Annotated in this window: 12 protein-coding genes; 4 read left to right on the top strand and 8 right to left on the bottom strand. The window is 40.2% G+C overall.

All coding sequences use genetic code 11. From position 1 onward, the window contains the following. Positions 1-46 precede the first annotated feature (46 nt). A complete protein-coding gene (locus tag G500_RS0116095; protein WP_027003296.1) occupies positions 47-295 on the bottom strand; it encodes a hypothetical protein in 249 nt (82 codons plus the stop codon). A 262-nt stretch (positions 296-557) separates the two neighbouring features. Here G500_RS0116095 and dnaB point away from each other — a divergent pair, with 262 nt between their 5' ends. Both dnaB and hisIE read left to right on the top strand, forming a co-directional pair. Then, positions 558-3,080, top strand: a complete 2,523-nt coding sequence (dnaB, locus tag G500_RS25540; RefSeq protein WP_086047938.1) for a replicative DNA helicase — start codon at positions 558-560, stop codon at positions 3,078-3,080. Between the two features lie 85 nt (positions 3,081-3,165). Beyond that, a complete protein-coding gene (gene hisIE / locus G500_RS0116075; protein WP_027003294.1) occupies positions 3,166-3,777 on the top strand; it encodes a bifunctional phosphoribosyl-AMP cyclohydrolase/phosphoribosyl-ATP diphosphatase HisIE in 612 nt (203 codons plus the stop codon). On the opposite strand, the gene G500_RS0116070 is transcribed toward hisIE, so the two are convergent. Then, positions 3,774-6,011: a TonB-dependent receptor plug domain-containing protein gene (locus tag G500_RS0116070; protein WP_027003293.1), complete on the bottom strand. Its 2,238-nt coding sequence runs from the start codon at positions 6,009-6,011 to the stop codon at positions 3,774-3,776. The genes hisIE and G500_RS0116070 overlap by 4 nt on opposite strands. 341 nt (positions 6,012-6,352) lie before the next feature. Here G500_RS0116070 and G500_RS0116060 point away from each other — a divergent pair, with 341 nt between their 5' ends. After that, positions 6,353-7,150, top strand: a complete 798-nt coding sequence (locus tag G500_RS0116060; protein WP_425402050.1) for a sulfite exporter TauE/SafE family protein — start codon at positions 6,353-6,355, stop codon at positions 7,148-7,150. An 80-nt stretch (positions 7,151-7,230) separates the two neighbouring features. Here the strand turns inward: G500_RS0116060 and G500_RS0116055 are convergent, their stop codons facing one another. From G500_RS0116055 to G500_RS25790, 5 genes are all read right to left on the bottom strand, one after another. Further along, positions 7,231-7,533, bottom strand: coding sequence for a hypothetical protein (locus G500_RS0116055; RefSeq protein WP_027003291.1), 303 nt, complete (start codon positions 7,531-7,533; stop codon positions 7,231-7,233). A 153-nt stretch (positions 7,534-7,686) separates the two neighbouring features. Beyond that, positions 7,687-8,589 (bottom strand): hypothetical protein, encoded by a 903-nt coding sequence (locus G500_RS0116050; protein WP_027003290.1) that lies wholly within the window; start codon positions 8,587-8,589, stop codon positions 7,687-7,689. A gap of 12 nt (positions 8,590-8,601) precedes the next feature. Continuing rightward, positions 8,602-9,069 (bottom strand): hypothetical protein, encoded by a 468-nt coding sequence (locus tag G500_RS0116045; protein ID WP_027003289.1) that lies wholly within the window; start codon positions 9,067-9,069, stop codon positions 8,602-8,604. Between the two features lie 4 nt (positions 9,070-9,073). Further along, positions 9,074-10,201 (bottom strand): DUF4221 family protein, encoded by a 1,128-nt coding sequence (locus tag G500_RS0116040; RefSeq protein ID WP_027003288.1) that lies wholly within the window; start codon positions 10,199-10,201, stop codon positions 9,074-9,076. Positions 10,202-10,264: 63 nt separating this feature from the next. Then, positions 10,265-10,516 (bottom strand): hypothetical protein, encoded by a 252-nt coding sequence (locus G500_RS25790; protein ID WP_154657190.1) that lies wholly within the window; start codon positions 10,514-10,516, stop codon positions 10,265-10,267. A 217-nt stretch (positions 10,517-10,733) separates the two neighbouring features. Between G500_RS25790 and G500_RS23860 the strand changes: the two genes are divergently transcribed. Then, entirely contained in the window at positions 10,734-11,114 is a 381-nt protein-coding gene (locus tag G500_RS23860) for a helix-turn-helix domain-containing protein (RefSeq protein WP_051203750.1), read from the top strand. Between the two features lie 129 nt (positions 11,115-11,243). Here the strand turns inward: G500_RS23860 and G500_RS0116025 are convergent, their stop codons facing one another. Further along, complete coding sequence (locus tag G500_RS0116025) at positions 11,244-11,627, bottom strand: hypothetical protein (RefSeq protein WP_161626149.1); 384 nt, start codon at positions 11,625-11,627, stop codon at positions 11,244-11,246. Positions 11,628-11,904: the final 277 nt, after the last annotated feature.

Raw genomic sequence — 11,904 nt, 5'->3', positions numbered from 1 at the left:
CTGATATGCCAAGCCCAAAGCGGAAAGGCGAAAGGGACAGATAGACCTATTTTTTTGCCAAAATTGCAAAAAAGTAGCCACGCGCCTTTCTGTTTTTTTTCAAAACCTGACAAAATGGCACTTTTGTAGGAAACCTTGTGGCGTGCCACTGTTCGCAGGAGTAGGGACAAGGCATTGCCTTATCCGCAGTGAGATGGAAATAAGAAAGGGCTTTCAGACCTAAAAAAAGTTCAGCCCAAATTTTATTTCGCTTCAAATTTGACAACACAAGACTTTGCGCAGGATTCAATATCATTGTTCATAAAGGTAGGGAAAAGACTCTGCCTTGTCCGTCTTTTGTTCGAGCTTTGTTTGAACTTTGAGTGGGGCTGCATTTTGGTATAATTTTCCAAATTTGTGTGATTGCCCTCGAAAAAAAAGCGTAACTTTACAATCTAAAAAGTCTATCCTTTTCGTGCGGCTCTGTTTTGTACGAATGTTTGTGCCTGATTTTGAGGGTGCGAAAGGGAGATTTTGTCTTGTTTTGCTTGATGTCGCCTCTTTGATACCCACAAGATATGTCCAAAGAACCCGAAAACAATGGCTATTACAGCAGCCGCCAAGATAGTCGCGTGCGCAAAATTTCGCTTCAAAGCACAGACGCACGCATGCCCCCACAGGCTACCGACATAGAGAAGGCAGTCTTGGGCGCATTGATGCTCGAGCGCGAAGCCATTGGCGAGGTAGAGGAGTTTTTGCGGGCAAAGCATTTTTATGAGCCAGCGTATGCGACCATCTATCAAGCTATCCTCAACCTTTCGGCAAAGGGTAATCCGATAGACATCTTCACCGTTTGTGAGGAGCTAAAACGCTTAGGTGAATTGGAAAAAATTGGGGGCGTAGCCACTGTCGCTGCCCTAACCGCCGAGGTCAATTCTTCGGCAAACGTTCAATATCATGCCCAAATCATCTTGGAAAAAGCCATCAAGCGCGAACTGCATAGCATTTCTAATAAAATCGGACAAGAATCCTTAGACGATTTGGTAGATGTCTTTGACTTATTAGATTCGGCACAACAGCACCTTTTTGATTTGGCAGAGGCTACTATTCGAAAAAAAGCCGCCGATATGCAGAGCGTCTTTACCAAAACGATTAAAGAAATTGCAGAAAAGCGCAAAAATAAAGACGGACTTACGGGCGTAGCCAGCGGTTTTACCAACTTAGACCGCCTCACTTCGGGGTGGCAGCCTTCCGACTTGGTCATCATTGCGGCACGCCCTGCTATGGGTAAAGCGCAGCCCCTTGATGCCCTTTTGCTCACCGCAAAGGGTTGGAAAAAAATGGGCGACCTAACAGTAGAAGACCGCATTGCAGGCAGCGACGGAGTTTTCTATCCCCTTGTGGGCATCTTTCCGCAGGGTAAAAAAGATGTGTATGAGGTCTTTTTTGATGATGGCACGTCGGCTACTTGCTGTTTGGAGCATCTTTGGTTTTCGGCAATGCAGGCAGAACTTGATGCACAGGCAGAACTTGATGCCCACATATTAGGCACAAATTCAGATACAAATTCAGATACAAACTTGGGTTCAGATAAGGTCGGTATCGGCAAAGTACGCTCCTTAGCCGAAATTTTAGATACGCTCTATCTGCCCGACGGCACGCCCAATCACTACATTCCCCTTGTGCAACCGCTTCAATTTGAGCCAAAAACATACGATTTTCCGCCCTATGGCGTGGGCTTTTTGCTCTCTAATCGCAACTTGCGCCATCTTGTAGAAAAAGACTTAGTGCCACTTGAACCTTTGCGCAGTCAGTTGAAGGAATTGTTCAATGAATTTGAAAACTTACCTATTTCCATTCCAGAATCCTACCTTTGGGGTAGTTTGGAGCAGCGATTGGAACTTTTAGAGGGCATTTTGGAGCAGGGTTATCCGCAAAGTCAGTTTGCACAAGACAAATCGCAGGGCGTATATCCGATTTTCGAACCCGAACACAATCAGCCTTTTATCAAAGATTTGCTCTTTCTGATTCGCTCTTTGGGCGGTTGGGCAAAGTATGAAAAAGACGGCTTGCACTTCGAACTTCCCGAAGCCCTTTTCGACTTGCGCGTAGGAAAAGCCTTAGGAAAGTCGCCTATGCCACTTTTCAAATACATCACTGCCGTCGCCTACAAAGAAACGGTAGAAACGCAGTGTATTCAGATTGGCAGCCCCGACCATTTGTATCTGACCAATGATTTTACCCTAACGCACAACACTGCCTTTGTCCTTTCGGCGGCGCGAAATGCTGCCATGAATCCTTTTCATCGTTCGGTTGCGATTTTTTCTTTGGAGATGTCGTCTGAACAGTTGCTCTTGCGTATGATGTCGGGGGAAGCCGAAATTGAGAGTGAAAAATTGAGAAGTGCCAAATTGCAGGAATACGAATGGGAGCAGCTTCTGAAAAAAACAGGCTCTTTGGCGCAGGCAAAACTTTTTATAGACGACACGCCTGCCATTTCTATTTTGGAATTGCGAGCAAAATGCCGCAGGCTCAAAGCCCAACACGGCATCGACCTGATTATCATCGACTACTTGCAGCTCATGACGGGCGAATCGAGCAAGCAGGGCAATCGTGAGCAGGAAATTGCCAGCATTTCGCGAGCTTTAAAACAGCTTGCCAAAGAACTCAACGTGCCTGTTTTGGCACTCTCACAGCTTTCGCGTGCCGTAGAAACGCGCGGAGGCGACAAAAAGCCGCAACTTTCGGATTTAAGGGAATCGGGTTCGATAGAACAAGATGCCGATATGGTGCTTTTTCTCTATCGCCCTGAATACTACGAAATTACCGAATTTGAAAATGGTGAAAGCACCAAAAATGTCGCCGAAGTTATTGTAGCCAAAAACCGACACGGCTCTATCGATACCATTCGTTTGCGCTTCGAAAAGAGTTTTGTCAAGTTTAAAGATTTGGAAGACACAGGCGGCGGATATGCCCAAGATGATTTCGGCGGCATAGACGACGGCTTTTCCGACATCATGGACGCGCTGCCCAGCAAGGCGAACAACCCCAATGCAGCCCCCTTTTCTAAAAATGATTTCGACGAGGAGCCGCCTTTCTAAATCTTCAAGCCCTTTTCTTTCTTCTTATTTTGTCTTACCGTTCTGTTTTATCGTTCTGTTTTATCGTTTTACCCCAATCAATTTCATGCAGCCAGATTTCGAAAAATTAGGCGGACTGCTCCCCGTTGTTGTCCAAGACGCACAAACGCAAAAAGTCTTGATGTTGGGCTTTATGAACCAAGCCGCTTATTTGAAGACCTTAGACGAAAAGGTCGTTACCTTTTTTAGCCGTACCAAAAATAGACTTTGGACGAAAGGTGAAACCTCTGGCAATTTTCTACATGTAGTTTCGCATAAATTGGATTGCGACAATGATACCCTTCTTATCCAAGCAAATCCTACGGGAGGTGTGTGTCATACAGGCAGTGATACCTGTTTTGATGAACCCAATCAAGATTCGAGTGCCGAACTTGCCTTTTTGAAACGCTTGGAAAATCTTATTCAGGAGCGAAAAAAAGAAATTGACAATCCAGAGGCGACTTCTTACACCGTATCGCTTTTTAGAAAGGGGATTCCTAAAATTGCGCAGAAGGTAGGCGAGGAGGCGGTAGAAAGCGTCATCGAGGCGGTAAAAGGCGATAAGCTACGATTTGAAGAAGAAAGTGCCGATTTATTGTACCATTTCTTGGTGCTTTTGGCTGCACAAGACCTAACCCTTGCCGACATCGTTTCGGTATTAGAAAAAAGAAATCGTTAAAAACGATATTGCAGTCCTGCATAAAACCTGCGTCCTCCACGTGAAGGTAGGGTATTGACGTTGCGCTGCGGCTCGATGCTCATAACGCGCTGATTGAGGAGGTTTTCGCCATAAAAGGTGGCTTCTAAGCCCACTAAATTAGGCAGGGTGAGCAGTTCGCCTACTGAAAGTTGGACTTGTGCCGTCAGCCAATGAAAAGAGGTAGCGGCAGGATTGATAAGTGGCATAGGCACAACGCCTTGCGGAGTGGCTTGTAAGATGTCTACGCCCGTAAAAAAGCTATTAAAGACTCCCAAAGAAAAACCTTTCGGGTCGGTATAAGAAATGCCAACTTTCGCCATCGTCTGGGGCATGCCCTGCAAATTAGATACGCGAATAATCGAGTCTTGCTGTTGTGCATTGTTGCTGCTACGAATCACAACCTCATCTTGGCTTTCCATCACACTTGCATACGCCATGACCTTGAACCTATCCAAAGGATTGAGGCTTATTTCCAACTCAAAACCTTGTGAGCGGCGTAGGGTGCTATTGTCGAAGTATTCGAAGGCGGGAATGTTGTTGTCTTGGGCAGCCTTCGAAGAGCGCGTAATGATATTGCGTTGGCGGTTTTGGAAATAGGTTAGGGTGAGGTTTGAAAATTGATTGGGGTCGTTGTAATAAAGACTAAATTCGGCAGTCCTGACTTTTTCGGGTAGCAAATTCGGATTGCCAAAGACAAAATTAACGCGAATAAAACGCTCGGAAGACGCACCTACGCGGAAGGCTTCGCCGTACAACAGTTTTGCACCCACATAATCGTTTGCCTTTGCAATAAGGGCAAGACGCGGCACAAAATCGAGTGCAACCTGCGCGGCTTTATTCAGTTGTCCCCCTACAACAATTTTAAAATGCGAAGAAAGGCGATAATCGGTTTGTAAGTAGCCCGAAAACCACGTTTCCCGATAGGGTTCGATGATATAAGGAGGGGCAGGATTGCGCCCAAGATTGAAGTCGAAGATATTATAGCTACCAAAACCGACGGCTTCGTATGGAAATTCCTCTGTCTTTTCGCGTCTTAGGCTGATAGGAAAGGTCTGATTGCCCGAAATGCGCTGCGCCAAGCCGCCCCAAATTAGCGTCCCTTTTTCACCTAATTCTATAAAATTTGCCACTTCAAAAATCCAATCTTCCGAACGGGTAATGGCAATGTCGTCTGCCGCGCCCTTTGCTGTTTCTACAAAGCGCAAACCATTGTAGGTAACATTGGTGCTTAATTTCCACTTTTTAGAAAGCGCGAAAGTATAGCCTGCATCAGCAAAAAGGCTGTAATGAATGGCTTGGAAATCGCTATAAAAATTCCGAAGTGTGTCGTTGCCTATGATGCGCGTATAATTCGACCAGGCACCGGGAAAATACATTGCCGTTGTATTTGCCACGCCTGCAAAACTATGAAGGTGAAAGTTGTCATACTCTGCTTTCAGGTGCAGACCTGCGCCTTGCGTACTGCGTCTTAGGTCGCGATTTAGCCCCATTCCGTCTGTGGCGTTGAAAGTCCAACCCCTATCATTTGCACCCTGCACCCCGATAGAAAGGCTGCCCTTTTTTTGAAGTGGAGTAGAAAAACGCACTGCCCCTTGCACGCGCCCATCGCCGCCTGCCCGTAGGGAAACGGCTGTCGCTTGCGCCTTCTCTTTTTTGGTAATGACATTGACAACCCCTGTGTAAGCTCCGCTGCCATATAAAACTGCCCCCGGTCCGCGTATAATTTCGATGCGCTCGATGTTTTCAAGGGGGAAAAACTGAAAAAATGCCAATCGAATCCCGCCGCCTGCATTGTCGCGATAGGGTCTGCCATCTATCAAAATCAAGATGCGGTTGCTATAATGCACCGTTGCGTCGCCGCGCATAGAAATCATATTGTCGGGAAGCAGTGCCGAGCCTGTTAGGTAAATGCTACTGACGCGCTCTAATAGCTCAAAAAGTGTGTTTCCGCCAAAAATACGGATATTTTCCGCCGAAATGACCGACACCACCGAGGGCGCATCTTCTACGCGCTCTGCCCTTTTCGAAGCCGTCGTTATGAAAGCCCCTGCTTCCGCACTTTGCAAATCTTCGAGCGAAAATTGATACAGCAGCGAATCTTGCCCTTTTAGCGATTGTAGCACCAGAAAAAAAGACAATAGGAGGAGGATAGAGAAGTTTCGCATCTTCTTTTGGCTTAGGTAGGTATGATTTTGAAGCCCATTGGCAGACATTTGAAAACAGTTTTGGGGTGAAAGGCTATTTTTTTGATGCTTTTAGAATAGAAAATGAAAAACGCAAATCTCTCTCAAAAATAAGATTTTTTAAGGACAAGTTGCTTATCCTGACATGAACAAAATATGAATTTTTCAAAATTTTATTAGGCGAATAGCGGCAAAACCTTCTTTTAGCTTTTTGGGCGTGTGAAAAATAGATTTTCTGCTATCTTTTGCCTTGCCGTAGCCCATTTCGAGGGGCTTGCTTTTCGCTAAAAGTAACATTTGTTCCTAATTCCCTACTGCCTACTGCCTACCTTTGTAATCAAATTGCAGTCAAACTCAAAAAAAATAACTCTATGATGCTCATAATTTCATACCTTTTGGCTATCGTCATTGGCATATCCTTGGGGCTTATCGGGGGAGGCGGAAGTATTCTCACCGTTCCTGTTTTGGTCTATTTAGCCGACATTGATGCCACTACCGCAACGGCGTACTCGCTTTTTATCGTCGGACTGACCAGCGCAGTAGGCTCTGTGGGCTATTTTCGAAAAGGCTTAGTCAATGTCAAGACGGCGGTAGTTTTCGGGATTCCCTCCATTATTGCCGTTTATCTGACACGTGCTTACCTTGTACCGAATATCCCTGACGAGGTCTTTTCGGTAGGAAGTTTTGTGGTTACGCGCGATATTCTATTGATGCTTTTGTTTGCAATTTTAATGATTGCGGCTTCTTATAGTATGATTAAAAAAGACAACAATACAGAAAAAATAGAAGAAACCGAACAGGTATTTAACTATCCCCTGATTTTATTAGAAGGAAGTGTTGTGGGCGTACTCACAGGTTTGGTGGGGGCAGGTGGGGGCTTTCTGATAATTCCTGCCTTAGTGGTACTTTCCAAACTCTCTATGAAGCAGGCGGTAGGCACTTCTTTGGTTATCATTGCCGCCAAATCCCTTTTAGGCTTTACAGGTGAGCTGGGCAAAACGCAAATCGATTGGACTTTCTTAGCTATCTTTTCCGCCTTTGCCATTGTGGGCATATTTGCAGGCATGGCACTTTCCCAAAAAATAGAAGGCAAAAAGCTAAAACCTGCCTTCGGTTGGTTTGTACTCGTGATGGGGATTTATATTCTTATCAAAGAAACGTTGCTTTAAGTGCTAAAATCGCTTGTTTGGTATGGGGACAAGTGTCTTTTGTCCCCATTTTGGTATGAAAATTATATAATTTTTATATTCTATAAAATAAATCTTTTTTGATAACTCTCGATAAGGTCTTTCGTTGGCTCGTCTGAAATGCCACCCATTCCACTATGTAAAGGATTTTGAACAGTAGTTGATATATTCGCAAAACCGCTTTGCACGCAGGCAATTTCTATTTTTTGCGACCAAAATGTGTTCATATTTCCTTTTTTGATAAAAACAAGGTGATTCGGGCTTTCGTCTGAAAGTTTCCAACCAAACCCAAGCCCTATTTCTTTGATGCGCTCCAAAAAGATTTCGGGCGTAGTGGTATAAGGATAAAGCAAGAAGGTTACCATAAGATTTATCGTTTTTTAGTCAAAGAATGAACTTTTATACGATAAATAGAAAATAAAGTTGCGTAAAAATTTGTATGCTGTGTCCTCGCAGACGACTATGTAATTCCTCTTGGCGACACAGGCAAGGGCGTAGGGAAATAAAGTGTATAAAAACTACTTTACTTCAAATAATTCTATATCAGCTTGTTTTGTTTTATCAGATTTTATATCAACAACAAAATGCGCCCATTTATTTTCATATTTTTTAATAAAATGCAAATTGTTATCGTAAATATGATAGGGAAAATCTTGCAGTGTTGCCACAAAACGAAGCGTTTTTTTGCCGTCGTACTGATACAGAAAAAAGCTACTTGCTTTTTTACTTATCTTTTTTTCGTACACAAAATAGTGTTTTTTCAATACATAGTCAAATACATAACGCCAATTTGCGTTTTTTTCCTTTGGCAGAAAGTAGCGAAAAGTTTGCTTTTGACTCGATAAGTCATAGCCTATCCATTCGTCGGAAAAAAAAGCACAAAAGTTTTCACGCCACACCGCGAAATTATAGCTGCCTTTGGCTTTTTTACCTTCTTTTGTAAAGAGATAATGCGTTTTGCTTGTTCTATCTTTGAGAAAAAAACGCGGATTTTTAGCAAGGTCGTGTGCCACTACTCCAAATGCAGTGTAAATAGGCATATAACATGAGACGTTTTCTTCTTCAAGAGCAAATGATTTTATTTTATCAATTACTTTTAGTTTTTCATCTTGGATTTCGACAAGATATCCACTTTGTAGGTTGCGCAGGACAAAAGCGTTGCTATCGGTGGGAATGAGGTCTTGTGGAAAAAAGGGAAGAGACAGTTCGTCTGTTATCAAGTTGTTTTTGTTTAATAAATAAAGTTTTGATTCTTTATTTATATCGTATCCTACTTTGAAATCATTTGGTAAAAAATGAAAAAAAGAAAGCGTAATTTTTTCATTTTGATAATATAAGTTGGTAGGAATAGAATCTTGTGCATGGGCAGCCGTTAGCCAAAAAAAGCAAACTGCAAAGAGGCAAAAAGAGAGACGCATCATAAAGAGAAGAGATTAGTGATTAGATAAATTAGTTTGAATAAATTTTTCTATAATTATAAAGTTATTTTTCTCTATATAAGAATGAAAAATTACTTTGTTATTTTTTAAAAATAATATTTGAGGATTATAAGCATTTATTTCATACTCCTGTAATATGCCTTCTTGGTCTTCAATCAAGCGTATATTTTCGCTAATCATACTTTTAGCAGGGCTATAATTTATTAAAATTAAAACTTTTTCATTATTTAATAATAATTTTAATTTTTTTTCATAAAAAAGAAGTACTTCTTCTTTGCAAGAATTACAACTATTGTTACCTAATATTAGAACATAATGATTATTTAAATCGTTTATATTGATTTTATATTCATTATTCATTAACAAAAAAAAGTCTTTTTCATATTTATATATTATATCATTATTAATACAAGATATAATAAAAATAAAAAATAAAAAATATATAAATTGTTTTTTTAACATAGTATTATTTTTTTATAGTTTGAAAAATAACAAAACGCATAGTTCCTTCACGTTCAACAATCTCACTATACAGAGCTATCCAAAAGTTGCCTTGGTAAGTAAAAGAACTGTGCAAATCGTAAGACTTTTCAGGAAATTCTACTTGGGCAATCTTGTTAAAGTTTTCATCACCAATCAGTAAAGCGAAAGCAGCGTCTGCATAGCCGTTCAGTTTTCCTGTTGCATTTTTGAGAGGTTGCTTATGTTTGACGGCTCGATAAAAGCGTTTGTTTTGCTTGTCGTACCAAAGTCCTCGTCCATAAGGGGTTTCAATTAAAAAATTAAACATAGTTTGTACTTCTGTATTAAAAATAGGTTTTTTTATAGTTTCATTCGAAATAAAAAAAGGTTTTATGTTTTCTTTTTTTTGAGTTTTTATTTCAATACTATTAGAGAAAGCAAAAGCATAAATCAGGCTATCTCCCTTTTTAATAAAGTCATAAGCATCAATGGGATAACAGCAACTTTCTTGATAGTGTTTGGGAGGATATTTTTGAAATGTTAATTTTTTTGATTCTATTTGAAAAGATGCTTGTATATAGCTTTTATAAAATTCTTGAAACTCTTTTGTATCTGATAGTATAAAAAAATATAAGGTTTTATTGTTTTTGTCATAATACAAATTATTTGTAACACTTTCAGAGCCTGCTATCGTATAAGCATCATCTGGGGCAACTTGAAGTTGGGCGGTCAAATCCCATTTGTTCCTGATTTTCCCTTCACCATCTAATAAAAAAAGGTAAGGCAGCATCTCATTGAGGCAAAAGATAGAATCCTGTGTGTGAAAGTACCAATCTGAAACAGGCAAGATTGCGTTTTGCCCTTCTTTTGCTAAAAAAGTGCGTTTTATCAATTTTTTTTCAGTTATGCTATAAGTTTCAAAAGCATGTAATTTTGTGTTATAGGTATTGAGATAGGGCAGAGAATCGCTCTCTGGCACGACAAAATCAAAACCACTTAACGCGCTTAGGCTATCCAAAGCAATATCCACCGTATCAATAGGGTGCAAGGTATGACTCAAACTCGCTTCCTCAGAAGTTTGGCAGGCGCAAATCCACAATAATAAAAAGAAAATTGTTAGTATTTGTTTCATATAATTTTAGTTTTTAGTAACATATAATATCTAGATATTATATGTTACTAAATTTAGTTTTGTTTAATCTAAATCAAGTTCTTCATGCCCGAGACCACCTGCACCTTTACAATCTCCTCCTGAACGATAACAATTTTTAAATGCTCCAGGTGCCCCACATTTTGAACCTTTATTACCTTTTCCGCAGGGCTTAACAGTCCCATTGTAGTTAGAAGGTATTGGCGACTGCCCAACACTCTCTCGTACAATAGAGAACAAACTAAATACTAAGGCAGTCAAAAATGTGGTTAGTAACAGATATTTCGTCTTTTTCATAAAGAGATACCAATTTCTCCTAAAACTTGTAAAGATACACAAAAATAGAGATTTTTACTAACTTTACAAATTCTAAGTTTACCGCCTACTCTATTCGCTTTTCAGCATACGCGACCGAAACAAAGAAAAAAAATCTTGTTTTGGTTTTGCAAAGTTCGTGAAAAAACGTACCTTTGTAAATAGAGAATAACTTTACAAAAATACAATTTGACTGTATATGTTTATGACCATTGGCGAAAAAATACGCTTTTTTAGAGAGCGCAAAGGCTTCTCGCAGGCAGATATGGCGACACTGCTCAATATGTCAGTGCAAGGCTATGGCAACATCGAGCGCGGTGAAACCGACCTATCTTATTCGCGTTTGGAACTGATAAGCAAAGAGTTAGACCTCACACCTGAACAACTTGTAGGCTGGGGAGAAAAAAATCACCTCGTTAATAGTAACCATAATAACTTTTTAAGTGGTCAAAATAATCATATTTATTCCGATATAGCTTTAGCGCATGAAAACGAAAAGTTGCGCCTGCAAAATGAACATCTATTAGAAAAAATAACTTTTTTAGAGGAAAAAATCAAACTTTTAGAAAAGAATAAATAGGGATATAGTAGGATTAGTTGTTCTAATTGCTTGTGGCGACACAAGCAGGAGCGTAGTGACTTTTTGTATGTCCCAATAAAAAAAACAGCCACTTAAACAAAGTAAGTGACTGCAAAAAATTAGCATTGATTATTTGAGCAAGTCTTTTGGAACCTGAACGTAAGCTACATCCCCAATTTTATAATCTAAATGGACTAAGCAATAATTTTCAGAAAAGCGTATAACGTGTACCTTTTGTCCTTTGTCGAAAATGTAGTCAAGTGAAGGGCAAGCATGGCTCTTTAAAAAAAGCATATTTGTGCTAAAATAATTTCTTGGAACAAGAACGCTATAAACTTCTCCAATTTTATGAGGCAACACTGCTTTGTAATACGAGCCAAAAGACAAATCAGTAGGCTCAACATCTATAATTTCGACAGAACTCCCCTTAGGAAACACATGGTTAATAGATGGGCATTTGTAATCTTTTGCAAACACCATTTGAACAGAGTGTGAATTTTTGTCAAATGTCATAATACTATTTTTTAAGGTTATAAATAAAAAAAGGAACTCCATAGAAAGCCCATTTTGCTAACAAAAAGAAATCCTATAAAGTTCATATCCAAAAAGTAAGACCAAGAATTTGTAAATGTCATTCACCCTCTTAGGCGTAGCCTGCCACTACAACTTATCAGTGGGGGCAAATCTTGGATTTGCGTTGTAAGACGCTGTAAAAATATCAAAAAATGCTACTTTTGAAGCAATAATATAGTCTTTGTTGTCTTTTCCTCCGACTATCCTGCACAAACAA

This window comes from Hugenholtzia roseola DSM 9546, from assembly GCF_000422585.1.
Taxonomy (GTDB): Bacteria; Bacteroidota; Bacteroidia; order Cytophagales; family Bernardetiaceae; genus Hugenholtzia; species Hugenholtzia roseola.
This window is presented reverse-complemented; position numbering and strand designations above follow the sequence as displayed.